Source organism: Xanthomonas codiaei, from assembly GCF_002939785.1.
Lineage (GTDB): Bacteria > Pseudomonadota > Gammaproteobacteria > Xanthomonadales > Xanthomonadaceae > Xanthomonas > Xanthomonas codiaei.
This window is the reverse complement of the sequence record NZ_MDEC01000007.1, coordinates 153,206-170,648: the sequence shown is the minus strand read 5'-3', so window position 1 is coordinate 170,648 and position 17,443 is coordinate 153,206. Positions and strand designations below refer to the sequence as shown.

At 67.2% G+C, this 17,443-nt stretch carries 10 protein-coding genes and 1 other RNA gene; 5 read left to right on the top strand and 6 right to left on the bottom strand.

The features are described from left to right. Position 1: 1 nt before the first annotated feature. The 4 genes from XcodCFBP4690_RS07455 to aptA all read right to left on the bottom strand — a co-directional run bounded on the left by XcodCFBP4690_RS07455 (position 2) and on the right by aptA (position 8,603). Positions 2-4,096 (bottom strand): CHASE domain-containing hybrid sensor histidine kinase/response regulator, encoded by a 4,095-nt coding sequence (locus XcodCFBP4690_RS07455; protein WP_104540370.1) that lies wholly within the window; start codon positions 4,094-4,096, stop codon positions 2-4. 158 nt (positions 4,097-4,254) lie between these two features. Continuing rightward, a complete protein-coding gene (locus XcodCFBP4690_RS07450) occupies positions 4,255-5,559 on the bottom strand; it encodes a DUF445 domain-containing protein (RefSeq protein WP_104540344.1) in 1,305 nt (434 codons plus the stop codon). 553 nt (positions 5,560-6,112) lie between these two features. Continuing rightward, on the bottom strand, positions 6,113-6,985 hold the full coding sequence (locus XcodCFBP4690_RS07445; protein WP_104540343.1) for a plasmid replication/partition related protein: 873 nt from the start codon (positions 6,983-6,985) through the stop codon (positions 6,113-6,115). A 253-nt stretch (positions 6,986-7,238) separates the two neighbouring features. Next, positions 7,239-8,603, bottom strand: coding sequence for an omega-aminotransferase AptA (gene aptA, locus XcodCFBP4690_RS07440; RefSeq protein WP_410049622.1), 1,365 nt, complete (start codon positions 8,601-8,603; stop codon positions 7,239-7,241). 366 nt (positions 8,604-8,969) lie between these two features. Between aptA and XcodCFBP4690_RS07430 the strand changes: the two genes are divergently transcribed. The 4 genes from XcodCFBP4690_RS07430 to XcodCFBP4690_RS07415 are packed head-to-tail and all read left to right on the top strand — an operon-like array spanning position 8,970 to position 14,114. After that, positions 8,970-10,649, top strand: coding sequence for an OFA family MFS transporter (locus XcodCFBP4690_RS07430; RefSeq protein WP_104540340.1), 1,680 nt, complete (start codon positions 8,970-8,972; stop codon positions 10,647-10,649). A gap of 6 nt (positions 10,650-10,655) precedes the next feature. Next, positions 10,656-11,501 carry a formate dehydrogenase accessory sulfurtransferase FdhD gene (fdhD, locus tag XcodCFBP4690_RS07425; RefSeq protein WP_104540339.1) on the top strand — a complete coding sequence of 282 codons (846 nt, stop codon included), beginning with the start codon at positions 10,656-10,658 and terminating at the stop codon, positions 11,499-11,501. Further along, complete coding sequence (locus XcodCFBP4690_RS07420; RefSeq protein ID WP_104540338.1) at positions 11,498-13,846, top strand: FdhF/YdeP family oxidoreductase; 2,349 nt, start codon at positions 11,498-11,500, stop codon at positions 13,844-13,846. The genes fdhD and XcodCFBP4690_RS07420 overlap by 4 nt, the downstream gene beginning before the upstream one ends. Beyond that, a complete protein-coding gene (locus tag XcodCFBP4690_RS07415; RefSeq protein ID WP_167394510.1) occupies positions 13,836-14,114 on the top strand; it encodes a hypothetical protein in 279 nt (92 codons plus the stop codon). Before XcodCFBP4690_RS07420 ends, XcodCFBP4690_RS07415 begins: the two co-directional genes overlap by 11 nt. Before the next feature lie 435 nt (positions 14,115-14,549). Here XcodCFBP4690_RS07415 and XcodCFBP4690_RS07410 read toward each other — a convergent pair. Continuing rightward, positions 14,550-14,628: non-coding RNA, sX9 sRNA (locus XcodCFBP4690_RS07410), on the bottom strand. A gap of 230 nt (positions 14,629-14,858) precedes the next feature. On the opposite strand from XcodCFBP4690_RS07410, the gene XcodCFBP4690_RS07405 reads away from it, so the two are divergent. After that, positions 14,859-16,151 carry an MFS transporter gene (locus tag XcodCFBP4690_RS07405; RefSeq protein ID WP_104540336.1) on the top strand — a complete coding sequence of 431 codons (1,293 nt, stop codon included), beginning with the start codon at positions 14,859-14,861 and terminating at the stop codon, positions 16,149-16,151. On the opposite strand, the gene XcodCFBP4690_RS07400 is transcribed toward XcodCFBP4690_RS07405, so the two are convergent. Further along, positions 16,130-17,428 (bottom strand): diguanylate cyclase, encoded by a 1,299-nt coding sequence (locus tag XcodCFBP4690_RS07400; RefSeq protein WP_167394509.1) that lies wholly within the window; start codon positions 17,426-17,428, stop codon positions 16,130-16,132. The two genes, XcodCFBP4690_RS07405 and XcodCFBP4690_RS07400, sit on opposite strands and share 22 nt — an antisense overlap. Positions 17,429-17,443: the final 15 nt, after the last annotated feature.

Sequence of the window (17,443 nt, the reverse complement as noted above, 5' to 3'; positions counted from 1 at the left end):
CTCAGCGTGGGTGGGTGGCCTGCCAGTCGCGCAGGGTGGCTTCGGCGCGGCGGAAGTCGAAATCCTCCACCGACCGTTGCAGTTCTTCCCGCAGCGTACGCGCCAGGCGCGGTGCGCAAATCAACAGGGCGTGGTCGATCTTGTCGGCATCGTCGCTGGCGAAAGCCGCCTCCAGGATCTGCACGCTGTCGGCATCGAGCGCGGCCTCGTCGCCATCGCTGCCGGTCTCATCGGTGTCGTGTTGCAGGAAGGCGCGGATCGCATCGGCCGTGCGCTGCATGATGTCCTGCAGCGCGCTCAATGCGGCGGTGATGTCATGGCCATCCTCGATGCGGGTCTCCAGATCGCCTGCCGCGCCAGCCAGGGCCGGCAGCGCCAGCGACCCGGCCGCACCACGCAGCTTGTGCGCCATGGCGCCGATCGCCGGCAACGCGTTGTTGCGCAGATGCTCGGCTGCCACGCCAGCCGGGTCGGGGTTTTCGCGCAGCAGCTTGCGCAGGTAGCGTGCGTACGGCTCGCGTTCGCGCCACAGGCTGCGCGCGCGCGCGGCGTCCAGCAGCTCCGGGTCGCTGTGCTGCCATTCCGGACCGTCGTTGCTGTCGGTCTCGTGCGGCAGCGATGAGATGCGGCGCATGCCCGGGTGCATGAAATGGCGGATCGCGGTGACCAGTTCCTCCACGTTGAACGGCTTGGCGATGAAACCGTTCATGCCCGCTTCCAGGGCCTTTTCCTGCTGCGGGCGGAAGGCGCCGGCGGTGAGGGCGATCACCGGCAGGCTGGCCAGGGCCGGGATCTGGCGCAGCCTGCGGGTGGCCTCGTAACCGTCCACCACCGGCATCTGCACATCCATCAGCACCAGCTGGAACAGCTCCGGCGCGCGCTTGAGCACGTTGACCGCCTGCTCACCATCGTGGGCGACGGTGACCATGGCGCCTTCGCCTTCGAGGATGCGCTGCGCCACCTCGCAATTGATTTCGCTGTCGTCCACCAGCAGCAGGTTGGCCCCTTCCAGCCGCCGCGACACGAAGGTGGGTGCGGCAGGACGTGCGCCGGGGCGCGCGTCGGCCAGCTGTTCCACCAGGCGATGCAACGCCACGCTGGTGACCGGCTTGGTCATCACCGCATCCAGGTCCTGCTGCTCGGGATGTTGCTCCAGCAGGCGGCGTTCGTAGGCGGTGACCATCACGATCACCGGGTGCGGGCCGGGCGCGGCGCGCGCGCGGATCTGGCGTGCGATGGCCACGCCGTCGATGTCGGGCATGCGCCAGTCGAGCAGGAAGATGTCGTAGGGTTCGGTGGCCTGCTCGATCGCGGCCAGGGCGGCCTGGCCGCTGGCCACCGCATCCACGCGCCAGCCCAGTTCGGTGGCGATGCGCGCCAGGTTGTTGAGTGCGGCATCGTGGTCGTCGGCGATCAGCACGCGCGGCATCGCCTCCGGCGGCGGCAGCGGCGCATCGCTCTGCGCGGCCGGCGGGTCGGATTTTTCCAGCGTCACCACGAAGTAGAACTCGCTGCCACGGCCGGGCACGCTCTCCACTTCCAGCTCGCCGCCCATCAACTCGATCAGCCGCCGGCTGATGGTCAGGCCCAGGCCGCTACCGCCGTAGCGCCGGCTGGTGGAGGTATCGGCCTGCAGGAACGGCGAGAAGATCAGGCTCTGCTTTTCCTTGGAAATGCCGATGCCGGTATCGCGCACCGAGAACAGCAGCTTGACCTTGTTCGGGTCGCCGCTGGGGAAGCGCCGCACCGAGAGCACCACTTCGCCCTGTTCGGTGAACTTGATCGCGTTGCCCACCAGGTTGACCAGCACCTGGTTGATGCGCAGCGCATCGCCCAGCAGCCAGCGGCTGTCGCGCGGCAAGGGCTCGACGATCATCTCCACCGGCTTGGCGCTGAGCGAGGAGCGCATCAGGTCGGCGATGTTGTCGAACAGCTGGTTGAGGTCGAACGGCGCACGCTCCAGGTCGATGCGCCCGGCCTCGATCTTGGAGAAGTCCAGGATGTCGTTGATGATCTCCAGTAGGCTGCGCGCCGAGCGGTCGATCTTGGTGACCATGTCCTGGGCGGCACCGGGAAGTTCGCTGCGCTGGAGCAGATACAGCATGCCGAGGATGGCATTCATCGGGGTGCGGATTTCGTGGCTCATGTTGGCCAGGAAATCGGACTTGGACTGGTTGGCGCTCTTGGCCGCATCCATCGCCAGCCGCAGCTGCTTCTCGTGCAGCTTCTGCTCGGTGAGATCCACCGCCACGCCGAGATAGCCGATCACCTGGTCGTTGTCGTCGCGCAGGGTGCTCAGCGTCAGCAGCACCGGCAGGCGGCGACCATCGTGGCTGACATAGGTCCATTCGCTGGTATCGCTGCGGCCCAGGCTGGTCAGTGCGGCCACCGCCTCCAGCGTCGGCGCCACCGGAGTGCCGGTCTGTTCGGACAGCCGGTGCGCGCGCTCCTGCAGCTCTTCGAGCTCGACGAACTGGCTGGCCTTGCGCCGGCCGATCACGTCGTCGGCGGCGTAGCCCAGCAGTTTCTCCGCGGCGGGATTGAACAAGGTGACAAACCCGCTGGAATCGGTGGCGATGATGGCGTAGCCGGCATGCGCCAGGATCGCGCGCTGCAGCACCGAGAACTTCACCAGTTCGCTGGTGCGCTCGGCCACCTGGTGTTCCAGCGAAGCGTTCAGATCGATGATGCGCTGGTGCGAGCGTACCCGCTCGGAGATGTCGCGGAAGAAATGCGAGTGGCCGCTGAGCGTTTCGTCCGCTTCGATGATCGGTGCCTTGCTGGCTAGCACATGCACCTGATGCCCGTCGCGGTGGCGCACGCTCAGTGCCGCCGACGCATTGACCGGGTGCGGCTGGTCGGGCTGGTCGATGTCCGGCATCGTGTACGGTTGCGGCGCCAGCAGCATGCTCAGGTCCTGGCCGATCGCATCGTCCGCGGCATAGCCGAACATTGCTTCGGCGGCCGGGTTCCAGTGGGTGATGCGGCCATCCGGCGTCTCGGCAACGATGGCTTCGCTGGAATGGCTGACCAGTGCGGCCAGTTCCATCTGCTTGCGCAGCACTTCCTCGCGGCGCAGCCCGTTGCTGAAGTACAGGCCCAGCAGTGCAGCCAGCAGCACCGAGGTCGCCATCACCAGGCCACCGACCAGCCACGGCGAGGTCTGGTTGAGCGAGGCGACGAAGCTGGCGGTGGGATGGGCGGTGATGACCCAGGTGCGACCGTAGATGGGCAGCAGCTGCACGACCGGCCGCCGCCGCGCACTGTCGCTGGCGGGCGTGCCGCTGCGATAGAAGTTATGGGTGGGCTCGTTGCGATCGGACAGATCCAGCGCCACGTCGTCGCGCTCGCCCAGTGCGCTGCGGACCATCTGCTCGACGCTGAAGGGCGCATACACCCAGCCGTTGGTCGCCGCCATGCGCTGTTGCGGGGTCTGCAACGGCATGCCTTCGCGATACACCGGCAGCAGTACCAGAAAGCCGCTTTCGCTGGGCACGCGGTAGCCCGACAGCGAGACCGGCGAGGTCATGATCGGTTCGCCGGCGCGCGCGGCCTGCAGGGCGGCCGCACGCCGCCGCGGCTCGGAGGCGATGTCCAGGCCGATGGGCCGGTTGCCGGACGACTCCGGTTCGAAATACAGGACGATGTAGCGTTCGCCGTCCCACGGCGCCAACGGACGGCGATGGATGTCCGGCGCGCCGTCGGCACGTGCGGCTTCCAGGAATCGCGCCTCGTCGGCGGGCGCAACCCGATGGATGTATCCGTATCCCAGCACACCGGGAAACTCGCGCGAATAATCCCGCGAGCGGCTGTACAAGGTGAACCGTTCGCGACTGATGACCTCGCTGCCGGCGCCGATCACCGCGCCGCGCGCGCCGCGCAGGCCGTGCTCGAAGGTATACATGCGCTCGCTGATATTGCGCGTCAGGGTGCGCACCACAAACTGAAACCGTTGGTCGCGCTCCAGTTCGTTATGCCGTTGCAACCACACACCGGACACGATGGCCGCAATCAGGCCGGCGGCAAGAATCAGTACTGCACAGATGAAGGCACGGCGTCCGTATTTCCTGCGCAGATTCCAACGGCCGTTCGGCATGTTCGTTCCTTCGCCTTGCCTGTTGCGTGCCCAGTGCCCAGTGTCCTGGCCGACAGCGACGTCGACCGCGCGGTACCGCCTGACGATCATCCGGCTGCGTGCAATGTCCCCACTGCCTGCATGCATTGGTGGTGGGCGAGCGACCTCGTGTCAGTGCATCAGAACGATAGCCAGATCGATAATGCGTGAAGGGCAAGACCGATCAGCCCGCCAACCAGGGTGCCGTTGAAGCGAATGTATTGCAGATCGCGTCCCACACCCAATTCCAATTGTTCGACGAGGTGACGTTCGTCCCAACTTTTCATCGTCGAAGCGATGTGGTCGGTGACCGACGCACGCAGGCGCGTGGTGAGTTTGTCCGCGGCCTGCAGCATGTGCTGGTTGAGTGCCTCGCGCAACGACGGATCCTGCGACAGCGCCTGGCCGAGCGATTGCATGGAACGCTCCAGGTGCGCGGCCATCGACGAGTCTTCGCGTGCCAGGTCGTTGCGCAATGCCGTGCGGATCTCGCCCCACAGGCCCTGCACGTAGTCCTGCAATGCCGGATGGTCGATCACGCGCTGCTTGAGCGCTTCCACGCGTTCGGCCATCTCCGGCTCATCGCGCAGCCGCGCGATGTAGCCCTGCAACCAGTCTTCATAGTCGCGCCTGATTGGATGCTCGGGCGTGGTGAGGATGTCCTGCAATTCTTCGATCCCCGCACGCGCCATGCGGTCGGCCAGCGAATCGCCGATTTCTTCGATCGGCTTGACCCAGTTCACGGTGCCGACCAGCTTGGGCCATTCGCGCCGTGCATAGCGCACGATCAGCGCCGAGGCGCGGGTCTTGACCTGCTCCTGGTCCAGCCACTCGCCCAGCCGCAGCAGCACTTCGTCCAGCAGTTTCTGGTGACGCCCGTCGGTGGTGAGCAGCGCCATGACATCGCCTACGGTGGCGGCCGCATTCCACTTGCGCAGGCGGTCCACCACGAAGCGCTGGATCGCGCGGCGCACGGCGGCCTCGTCCAGCAGCTCCAGTGCCTGCAGCATCCAGCCGCGCGCCATCTGCGCCAGCATATGCGACTGCTCGGGCTTGGCCAGCCATTCGCCGAGCCGGCTGGCCGGATCGAACACGCGCAGCTTGTCCATCAACGCATCCGGCGCCAGGAACTGGTCGCGCACGAACACCGCCAGCCCGTCGGCCAGCCGCTCCTTGCCACGCGGCAGGATGGCAGTGTGCGGGATCGGCAGGCCCATCGGATGGCGGAACAGGGCCACCACCGCGAACCAGTCGGCCAGTGCGCCGACCGTGGCCGCTTCGCAGAACGCCGACACCCAGGCCCAGATGCCGTGCTCGCCCATCAGGTGGCTGACCACGAAGCCGGCGAACATGGCCAGCAGCAAGGCCACGGCCAGCAATTTCATGCGCTGCAACTGGGCGCGGCGGGGATCGGTGGGGCGGGAAGTGCCAACGCTTGGGTCCATCCCGCGAGTGTACCCAGTCGCGTGCCGATGGCATGTCACGCTGGACGCCGTGCATCCCCGTAGCGCGATTCGGTTGCCACGTAGGAGCGCCCCCGGGCGCGAGGGCTTTGCCGGGAAGGCCACATCGCGCCCAGGGGCGCTCCTACGAAAGGCGGGCGTGCTGGATCGGACGTTCGCTCGTTCGCGCACTGTAGGAGCGCCCCCGGGCGCGAGGGCTTTGCCGGGAAGGCCACATCGCGCCCAGGGGCGCTCCTACGAAAGGCGGGCGTGCTGGATCGGACGTTCGCTCGTTCGCGCACTGTAGGAGCGCCCCCGGGCGCGAGGGCTTTACCGGGAAGGCCACATCGCGCCCTGGGGCGCTCCTACGAAGGGCGGGCGTGCTGGATAGGACGTTCGCTCGTTCGCGCACTGTAGGAGCGCCCCCAGGCGCGAGGGCTTTGCCGGGAAGGCCACATCGCGCCCTGGGGCGCTCCTACGTAAGGCGGGCTTGCTGGATCGGACGTTCGCTCGTTCGCGCACCTGCCCGGTCATCGCCGGCTGGCGGCTGTGTACCTCAGCCGCGCAGACGCTCCAGTTGCGCTTGCAGTGCGGCCACCTTGGACTGCAGGGCGGCGTTCTCGTTCTCCAGTTCGGTGACGCGGCGCTGCAGGGCCTTGAGGTCGCGGCGTTCGGCCTCGCCGACTTCGGCCTCGTCGGACTTGGGCTTGCGCTTGGCATCGCGCACGCGCTTGGCGGCCTGCTTGAGCTCGGCCTTGCCGGCCTGCGCGGCGGCACGCTGTTCGTCTTCGGACAAGGTGGCCACCGCAGCGGCGGCGCTGATCGAGATCTCGCCCGCCTTCACCGCCTGCACCACTTCCGGCGCGGCCTGTTTGTGGATGCGCTCGATCATCACCACCTGGTTGCTGCTCAGCCGCGCCTCGCGCGCCAGCTCGGCGCGGCTGACCGGAGTGGAGGTGTCGTCCCACGGTGGGCTGTCGGTGTCCTCTGCCGCCTGGGCGGCGGGGTTGTCGCGCATTGCGCTGTCGTCACCGTCTGTCTGTGCGTGCGTGTCGGCCACCACCGGCGCCTCGGCGGCGGCATCGGCCTCGCGCTGGCTGCGCTGGCGTGCGGCCAGGATCTCGCGCTTGCGTAACGCCAGCACCCCGCGTTGGAAGTCGGAAACGCTGCGCCGGCCCAGGTGCTGCTCGATCATCCACAGGTGCACGTCCTGCATCGAGGTAAAGCGCGGGTTCTGCACGGTCTGGAACGGCAGCCCGTGCTTCTGGCAGATGCCGTAGCGGTTGTGGCCGTCGACGAGGACCTCGCCCCACAGCACCAGCGCATCGCGGCAGCCCTCGGCCAGCAGGCTGCGCTCCAGCGCTTCGTGCTCGTCGGGCGTCAGCGGGTCGATATAGGCCTTGAGTTCTTCTTTGACAACGATGTTCATGCGGCAACTGCAGGGGGTACGGGGCCGGCATTGTAGTGAGCCTGTCCCGGCTTTGCGCGCTTGACGCGGCGCCTGCGTGCGTGACACGCGGGCGCCCGCTGCGTGGCCTGCCCACCGCGTGGCCAGGGTCTGCGCACGGCCTGCGGGCAAGGCCTGCGGCCACTCGGACCAGGCGACCGCACGGCCAGGTGGGCGTGACCGCAGGACTGCAACCGGCGCTTGCATACACGTTGCGCGACCGGGCCGGCCTGCATCAGTCCAACGTGCGCAGGATCCCGGCCAGGGTCTGGACCATCTGCCCGATCTGCTCCTCGGTCACGATCAGCGGCGGCGACAGTGCGATGACATCGCCGGTGACCCGCACCAGCAGGCCGCCTTCGTGGAAGCAGCGCTCGAACGCAGCATAGCCACGCGCCCCCGGCGCGCCGTCGCGTGGCGCCAGCTCGATCGCACCGATCAGGCCGATGTTGCGGATGTCGATCACATGCGGCAGCCCGCGCAGGCCGTGCAGCGCCTGTTCCCAGTGCGGGCCGAGCGTGATCGCGCGCTGGAACAGGTCTTCTTCGGCATAGGTGTCCAGCGTGGCCAGCGCCGCCGCGCAGGCCAGCGGGTGGCCGGAGTAGGTGTAGCCATGGAACAGCTCGATCGCCGCCTCCGGCCCGTGCATGAAGGCATCGTGGATGGCGCTGTTCACCAGCACCGCGCCCATCGGCACGGTGCCGCTGGTCAGCCCCTTGGCGGCGGTGATGATGTCCGGGGTGACGCCGAAGCGCTGCGCCGCAAACGCCTCGCCGACCCGGCCGAAGCCGGTGATCACCTCGTCGAACACCAGCACGATGCCGTGGCGGTCGCAGATGTCGCGCAGCCGCTGCAGGTAGCCTTCCGGCGGCAGGATCACCCCGGCCGAGCCGGACACCGGCTCGACGAACACCGCGGCGATGGTGGAGGCATCGTGCAGGGCGATCAGCCGCTCCAGATCGTCGGCCAGCTCCGCGCCATGCGCTGGCAGCCCGCGCGAATAGGCGTTGCGCTGCAGGTCCAGGGTATGCCGCAGATGGTCGGTGCCGGCCAGCAGCGGGCCGAACCACTTGCGGTTGTTGGGCAGCCCACCGATCGACATGCCGCCGAAGCCCACCCCGTGATACGCCTTCTCGCGGCCGATGAAGCGGGTGCGCTGGCCCTCGCCGCGCAGGCGGTGATAGGCCAGCACGATCTTCATCGCGCTATCCACCGCCTCCGACCCGGAGTTGGTGAAGAACACGTGCTCCAGCCCCGGCGGGGCGATCGCCGCCAGCCGCTGCGCCAGTACGAACGGCAGCGGTGAGCCCATCTGGAAGGTGGGCGCGAAATCCAGCGTGCCGGCCTGGTCGCGGATCGCCGCCACGATGCGCTCGCGGCCATGCCCGGCATTGCAGCACCACAGCCCGGCGGTGCCGTCCAGGATCTGGCGGCCGTCCACATCGCGGTAATACATGCCGTGCGCCGAGGCCAGCAGGCGAGGGCGCGCCTTGAACTGGCGGTTGGCGGTGAACGGCATCCAGAACGCGTCCAGCTGCTCCGGCGCCTGCAACGCATTGGCGGTGTGGTGCGAGGGGTGGTCGTGCATTGCAGGCTCCATGACGGGGATGGCCCGACTCTACGGCAGCCGGCGCGACGGCCGTCGCTCCGGCGGACCACCAGCCCCCACGGCACCGCAACGGCTACCGCTGGCAACCGTACGATCCAGTCTGCAAGAACTAGTCAATTAGTCGCACGGCCGGCCGCTAACGACAGAGAAGGCCTGTGTGGGGCAGGCGGGACGGCGCGATGGAACGCTGCGAGGCGATGCGGAGCATTGCAATGGCGCCAGGATCGCCGATGATGCGCCAGACCGGCGCCTGTCGGGGCTGATTGTTGTCGCCGGCCTGATCGCACCACGCCAATCCATCGCAGCCGTCAATCGTATTCATCGCGGTTCATCGCACTTTTATTTGGGGAAATGGGAATGACGCAAGGGTCCACCGTGGCGACAGCCAGCGGCGCTGACGCCGGTCTGCTGTCCAAGGAGCGCATCGTTGCGCGTCCGGGATTCAATCGTTGGCTGGTTCCGCCGGCAGCGCTGGCGATCCACCTGTGCATCGGCATGGCGTACGGCTTCAGCGTGTTCTGGTTGCCGTTGTCCAAGGCGCTGGGCATCACCGAGTCGATTGCCTGCCCGGCCGACATGGGCCTGTTCGCGCGCATGGTGGCCACCACCTGCGACTGGAAGATCAGCGAACTGCAGTGGATGTACACGCTGTTCTTCGTGCTGCTGGGCTGTTCGGCGGCGATCTGGGGCGGCTGGCTGGAACGCGCCGGCCCGCGCAAGGCCGGCGTGGTCTCGGCGCTGTGCTGGTGCGGCGGCCTGGTGATCTCGGCGGCCGGTATCCACTTCCATCAGATCTGGATGCTGTGGCTGGGCTCGGGCGTGATCGGCGGTATCGGTCTGGGCCTGGGTTACATCTCGCCGGTGTCCACCCTGATCAAATGGTTCCCGGACCGCCGCGGCATGGCGACCGGCATGGCCATCATGGGCTTCGGTGGCGGCGCGATGATCGGCAGCCCGCTGGCCGATGCGCTGATGCGCCACTTCGCCACGCCGACCTCGGTGGGCGTGATGGAAACCTTCCTGGTCATGGCGGCGCTGTACTTCGTGTTCATGATGGCCGGCGCGTTCGGCTACCGCGTGCCGCCGAGTGGCTGGACGCCGGCCGGCTGGACCGCGCCGGTGGCCAGCACCAACACGATGATCACCTCCAACCATGTGCACGTGAAGAAGGTCTGGGGCATCCCGCAGTTCTGGCTGCTGTGGGGCGTGCTGTGCCTGAACGTGTCGGCGGGCATCGGCGTGATCGGCATGTCCTCGCCGATGCTGCAGGAAGTGTTCGGCGGCCGGCTGATCGGGGTGGATGTGGGCTTCGCCAATCTGGACCCGACCCAGCTGGCCAGCATTGCCGCCATTGCGGCCGGGTTCACTGGCCTGCTCAGCCTGTTCAACATCGGCGGCCGCTTCTTCTGGGCCAGCATGTCCGACAAGCTCGGCCGCAAGAACACCTACACCGTGTTCTTCCTGCTCGGCATCTGCCTGTATGCGGCGGCCCCGTCGGCCGGCAGCATCGGCGGCATCGCGCTGTTCGTGGGTATCTTCTGCATCATCCTGTCGATGTACGGCGGCGGTTTCGCCACCATTCCGGCGTATCTGGCCGACCTGTTCGGCACCCAGATGGTCGGCGCCATCCACGGCCGCCTGCTGACCGCCTGGGCCACTGCCGGCATCCTCGGCCCGGTGGTGGTGGGCTACATGCGCGAGTACCAGCTGGCGCACGGCAGCCCGCCGTCACAGGTCTACAACACCACCATGTACATCCTCGCCGGCATGCTCGTGCTCGGCCTGATCTGCAACCTGCTGGTGCGCCCGGTGGCCGCGCGTCATTTCATGACGCCCGACGAACTGGCGCGCGAAAAACAGCTGGCGCACGAAAAGGTCGACCGCAGCGGGCACGCGGTGCTGCCGCCGGAGCAGATGGCGCGCATCGGCCATGGCGGCAATCCCGCGCTGGTGGCGTTTGCCTGGTTGGCGGTGGGCATCCCGATGCTGTTCGGCATCTGGGTGACGCTGCAGAAAGCCTTCGTGCTGTTCCATTGAGGTGAGATGACCACTCCGTCTTCCCGCTCGGTGCGCCCCGGCAGTGTGGTGCGCACGGTGTTCCGCCATCGTGGCGGGCGCGGTGCCTCGGTACAGGACCAGGTGGCGGCCGAAATGCCGGTCGCGCTGATCTACAACCAGGTGCCGTTCGCGGTGATGATGGCCACACCGGAAGACCTGGAAGACTTCGCACTGGGGTTCTCGCTGAGCGAGGGCATCGTCGACCACCCGCAGGACCTGCGGGTGGTGGCGGTGGAGACCTTCCTGGAAGGCGCCTCGCTGCAACTGGAGATTCCGCCCGAGCGTGCCGCCGCATTGGGTCGGCGGCGGCGCAACCTGGATGGGCGCAGCGGTTGCGGGGTGTGCGGCAACGAGTCGATCGAGGCGGTGCTGCGTGTGCCGCCGGTCGTGCACTCGGACCTGCGGATCGAGACCGATGCATTGGCGCGCGCGTTGGCCGGCCTGCACGCGCAGCAGCCGATCGCCGCGCAGACCGGCGCGGTGCATGCGGCCGGGTGGGCCGATGCGCAGGGCATGGTGCAGCTGGTGCGCGAAGACGTCGGCCGGCATAACGCCCTGGACAAGTTGATCGGTGCATTGGCGCACGCGCGCATCGATGCATCGCAAGGGTTTGCGGTGGTGACCAGCCGCGCCAGTTTTGAGATGGCCATGAAAGCCGCGCAGGCCCGGATTCCGCTGCTTGCAGCGATCTCCGCGCCCACCGCGCTGGCGATCAGCCTGGCCGACAGTGCGGGACTGACCCTGATCGGGTTTGCCCGCGATCACGATTGTGTCGTTTACAGCCATCCGCAGCGCCTGAACCTGGGCGTTGCGGTGGGAGAGCCCGCATGAGCAAGAAGACCATCAAGCAGTACGACAATCCCGCTGGCGGCTGGGGCGCATTGCGCTCGGTGGCCAAGCACCTGATGGAACAGGACATCGCGGTGCAGGGCGCCAAGACGCTGCTGCATGCCAACCAGCCGGACGGCTTCGACTGCCCCGGTTGCGCCTGGCCCGACCGCGATCACACCTCCACCTTCGAGTTCTGCGAAAACGGTGCCAAGGCGGTGGCGGCCGAATCCACCGCGCGCCGTGCCGGGGCCGAGTTGTTCGCCTCGCACAGCGTCAGCCTGTTGTCGCAGTACAGCGACTACTGGCTGGAAGCGCAGGGCCGCCTGACCCAGCCGATGCGCTACGACGCGGCCACCGACCACTACGTGCCGGTGAGCTGGGACGCGGCGTTCGCGCAGATCGCCGGCCACCTCAACGGCCTGGCGAGCGCGGACGAGGCGATCTTCTACACCTCCGGGCGCACCAGCAACGAAGCGGCATTCCTGTACCAGCTGTTCGTGCGCGAGTTCGGCACCAACAACTTTCCCGACTGCTCCAATATGTGCCACGAGCCCTCCGGCACCGCGCTGCGCTCGCAGATCGGGGTGGGCAAGGGCACGGTGTCGCTGCACGATTTCGAACTGGCCGATGCCATCTTCATCTTCGGCCAGAACCCGGGCACCAATCACCCGCGCATGCTCGGCGAGTTGCGCCAGGCCTCCAAGCGCGGGGCGGCGATCGCGGCGTTCAACCCGCTGCGCGAGCGCGGGCTGGAAAAGTTCGCCGACCCGCAGGACAAGCTGGAGATGTTGCACAACGGCTCCACGCGCATCGCCTCGGATTACTTCCAGCTCAAGATCGGCGGCGACCTGGCCGCGATCAAGGGCATCATCAAGCACGTGCTCGAACGCGACGCGCAGGCGCAGCGCGACGGCACGCTGCGGTTGCTGGACCTGGATTTCATCGCCGAGCACACCGCCAATTTCGATGCCTTCGCTGCGGATGTGGCGGCGGAGTCCTGGGACACCATCGTCGAAGAGTCCGGCCTGGACGAAGCGGCGCTGCGCAAGGCCGGCGAGATCTATCTCAAGGCCGAGCGGGTCATTGCGTGCTGGGGCATGGGCATCACCCAGCACAAGCATTCGGTGGCCACCATCCACATGATCACCAACCTGCTGTTGCTGCGCGGCCACCTGGGCCGTCCCGGCGCGGGCGTGTGCCCGGTGCGCGGGCATAGCAACGTGCAGGGCGACCGCACGATGATGATCTACGAAAAGCCGCCGGCCGCGTTTCTGGACAAGCTGCAGTCGGTATTCGGTTTCGCGCCGCCGCGTGCCGACGGCTTCGACACCGTCGGTGCGATCGAGGCCATGCTGGATGGCCGCGCCAAGGTGTTCTTCGCAATGGGCGGCAATTTCGCTGCCGCCACGCCCGATACCGATGCCACCCACCGCGCGCTGCGCAATTGCGAACTCACCGTCCACGTCACCACCAAGCTCAATCGCAGCCACCTGGTGCATGGGCGCGATGCGCTAATCCTGCCGTGCCTGGGTCGCACCGAAATCGATATCCAGGACGCCGGCTCGCAAGGCGTGACGGTGGAAGATTCGATGAGCATGGTGCACCTGTCGGCCGGCATCAATCCGCCGGCCTCGCCGGACCTGCTGTCCGAACCGGCGATCATTGCGCGCATGGCCGAAGCCACCCTGGGCGCACGCAGCGCGATCCGCTGGCGCTGGCTGGTGGGCGACTACGACCGCATCCGCGACCTGATCGCGCAGGTGTTCCCGGACTTTGCCGACTTCAATCAGCGCGTGCGCACGCCGGGCGGATTCCGCCTGTCCAACACCGCGCGCGACCGCAAGTGGGTCACGCCCGAGCAACGCGCGGTGTTCAAATCGCACGCGGTGCCCACCGACAACCCGATCCACCGCGCGCGGCGTGCGCGTGGCGATCAGATGGTGTTCACGCTGGCCACCACGCGCTCGCACGACCAGTACAACACCACCATCTACGGCCTGGACGATCGCTACCGCGGCGTGTTCGGCGAGCGCCGCGTGTTGTTCATCAACGGCGCCGACATCGCGGCGCTGAACATGAAGGCCGGCGACTGGGTGGACCTGGAGAGCCTGTGCGAGGACGGCGTGCGCCGCGAGGCGCGCCGCTTCCTGCTGGTGGACTACAACATTCCGCGCGGTTGCCTGGCGGCGTACTACCCGGAAACCAATGCATTGGTGCCGCTGTCCAGCTTCGCCGACGAAGCGCGCACGCCGACCTCCAAGTCGATTCCGGTGATCGTGCTGCCGCACCGCGCCGAAACCGCCGATGCGGCGCCGCGCGACATCGGGGCCGTGCTTGTCCGCTGACCCGCAGCTCACCACACAGCTGTTGCACGCCCTGGCCGACGCGCCCGAGGGCGTGTCGCTGTCGAAGCTGTGCAAGCAGCTGGGCGTGCGCATGAGCGTGCTGCTGCGCACGCTCGCCTGGCTGGGCACGGCAAACCTGGACGGTGCATCAGGCCCGGGCTGGGTCCGCGTAGAAGAGCGTGGCGAACGGCAATGTGCGGTGATTACGTCCGCCGGCCTGGTCGAACACGCGCAGCGTGGAACGGCGCAGCTGCCGCAGGGCGGTTGAGCGATCTTTTCGCTGTTTCTTTGAAACTCTAGCTGGTGTTCCGCTTGAGTCAGAAACTTTGGTTAGAAGCTCAAGCCAAAACTTTCGTCGATCGAGCGCGCGCTGCCCTCACCGCTTGCGGGACACGCCGTGAACCCATCCCTGGGGGCTCGATGGCGGCATCCATGCCGCCAACGGTCCCGCAAGCGGCGAGGGCACCGCGCCGGAGAGTTTGCTGGTGGCTTGATTGCAGAGCTGAGACAGCGCACCAGACCGATGTTGGTTGTTCTGTCGAGAACTCTGCGTACCGACCATCTTGGCTGGTCCTTGTCCGCTCACCGCCGCGGGCCCTGACGCGGTCTGGATGCCGCGTAAGACCCAACAAGAACGTACTTGCGGCGTGTCCCGCGATGCTGAGCGGGCAAGGGCTTTCAGCAGACGACAGCACTTTCAAGCGGCTAACAACACGTAGAGAGCGGTCATCAGGTAGGCACGGTGTTGGCGCGCTCGGAACCGGAGTGTCGGAGTGGTGCATGCCGATTCCAGGCACCGACCGCGCCCGTCTGGCGGGCGCGCAGACGTTTTGTCAGCTGCGCTTGAAGAACGGCTGGCGACACCTCGTCGGCCGCCTTGGGCGGGCGAGGACGGCGTGGCGCATACTGCTGTCGGTCACGCCTGTAACTTTTCCACCAGCCGGTGCGCCTGCGCAAAGCGTGGCCGTGATCTGCCAGAATCGGCCGTCTCGTTTCCGGATGCCTACCACCGATGACCGCTGCCGCGCCGCTCGCCACGCCGACCAATTCGCCTGCGCGTGTGCTGTTCGCCAGCCTGATCGGCACCACCATCGAATTCTTCGATTTCTATATCTACGCCACCGCGGCGGTGCTGGTGTTTCCCACGCTGTTCTTCCCCGCCGACGACGGCAGTGCGGCGATGCTGCAGTCGTTGGCGACCTTTGCGGTGGCCTTCGTTGCGCGGCCGGTGGGCTCGGCGGTGTTCGGCCACTTCGGCGACCGCATCGGCCGCAAGGCCACGCTGGTGGCGGCGTTGCTGACGATGGGCCTGTCCACGGTGGCGATCGGCCTGTTGCCCGGGTATGCGCAGATCGGCGTGCTGGCGCCGGCGCTGCTGGCGGTCTGCCGCTTCGGCCAGGGCCTGGGCCTGGGCGGTGAGTGGGGCGGGGCGGTGCTGTTGGCCACCGAGAACGCACCGCCCGGCAAGCGCGTGTGGTACGGCATGTTTCCGCAGCTGGGCGCGCCGTTGGGCTTCCTGCTGTCCACCGGCACCTTCCTGGGCATGGGGGCGGTGCTGGACGACGCGGATTTCATGGCATGGGGCTGGCGGGTGCCGTTCCTGGCCAGCGCCTTGCTGGTGATCACCGGCTTGTGGGTGCGCCTGAGCATCACCGAGACCCCGGACTTCCAGAAGACCCTGGACCGCAACACGCGCGTACGCCTGCCGCTGGGCACGGTGGTCTGGCAGCATTGGCCGGCACTGATCGTCGGCACCCTGGGTGCGTTCGCCACCTTCGTGCTGTTCTATCTGATGACCGTGTTTGCGCTGGGCTATGGCACCAAGACCCTGGGCTACGACAAGGAGCAGTTCCTGCTGCTGCAGATGGCGGGCATCGTGTTCTTCGCGCTGGGCATTCCGCCCTCGGCCAGGTTTGGCGACCGCCACGGCGCGCCGCTGGCGATGATGCTGGCCAGCATCGCCATCATCGCGTTCGGGCTGGCGTTCGCGCCGCTTTTCCAGGCCGATCATCCGCTGCAGGTGCTGGCCTTCCTGTCGCTGGGATTCTTCTTCATGGGCCTGACCTACGGGCCGTGCGGGACGTTGCTGGCGCAGCTGTATCCCACCGAGGTGCGCTACACCGGCGCATCCCTGTCGTTCAACCTGGCCAGTATCCTGGGCGCAGCGCCGGCGCCGTATGTCGCCACCCAGTTGGCAGCGCGCTACGGGGTGCAGGCGGTGGGGTATTACCTCGGAGGTGCCGCAGTGCTGAGTCTGATTGCCCTGATGATGGCGCGCAGAGATCAGCTCGCCAGGCGTACCTGATTGCGGCCGCCGGCCTTGGCCAGGTAGAGATATTTGTCGGCTTCGTTCAACAGGTGATGCAGCGACTGGTCGCCTTCGGTCGCGATGCACACGCCGATGCTCACGGTCATGCTCAGGGTTTCATCGCCGATACGCACGCGCAACGCGCTGATGCGCTCGCGCAGCGTTTCGAAATAGCTGGCGGCATTGGCCGCATCCAGCCCCGGTACCAGCAGGCAGAATTCCTCGCCGCCGAAGCGTGCCACCAGATCCTGCGGACGCGCATGCCCGGAGACCGAGGCGGCCACCGCACGCAGCGCCTGGTCGCCGGCTTCGTGGCCCCAGGTGTCGTTGATGTGCTTGAAGTGGTCGATGTCCAGCATCGCCGCGGTCACCGTCTGCTCCTGCGACAGCAGCTTGGGGATCACCCGCTGGCTCTGTTCCAGGAAATAACGCCGGTTCGGCAGGCCAGTGAGGAAGTCGCGCGTGGCCAGGTCCTGCAGCGTGCCGATCAATTCCAGCTGGTCCACGTTCTGCGAGACACGGCAGAAGAATTCCTCGCGCGAGAACGGCTTGCGCAGGAAGTCGTTGGCGCCGTTCTTCAAAAAGCGCGGGATCAGCGACGAATCGCTGTTGCCGGAGATGCCGATCACCGCGACCTTGTCGCGCGAGCGGATCGCACGCAGCCGGCGGGTGAATTCCACTCCTTCCATGCCGGGCATTTCCTGGTCGACGATGGTCAGGCGGATGCCGGGGTCGCGCTCGATGGCTTCCAGGCCGGCGGCGCCGTCGGCGGCCAGCACCACCCGGTAGCCGTACATCGACAACAACGCCGCTGCGTAGGTGCGGGCGGACAGCGAGTCGTCCACCACCAGTGCGCCGATGCGACGGTTGCGCTCCAGGCGCTGCACCAGCCAGGCTAGGTATTCGATGCTGCCCGGTGCGTTCTTGAGCACGTAGTCGATGATCTGCTGCTGCAGCACGCGCTGGCGCAGGTCCTCGTCGTACACGCCGCTGACCACCACGGTGGGCAGGTTGCGCGACAGGAAGAACTCCACCACCTTGTCGCGATCGCCGTCCACCAGCACCAGCCCGGTCAGGACCAGGAACCAGCCGTCCTCTTCGTCGAGCACGCGCGCCGCTTCGGCCAGGGTCGACACGACCGTGACCGGCAATTCCACGCGCTGCTCGATGGCTTCGCGCAGCATGCTGGTGAACGTGCGCGAGTTCTCCACCAGCAACACGCGCTGCGGCAGAACTGCACTTTCACTATTGCGATGTAGGGTACCTGGAGACATCGGCTGGCCGTGTGG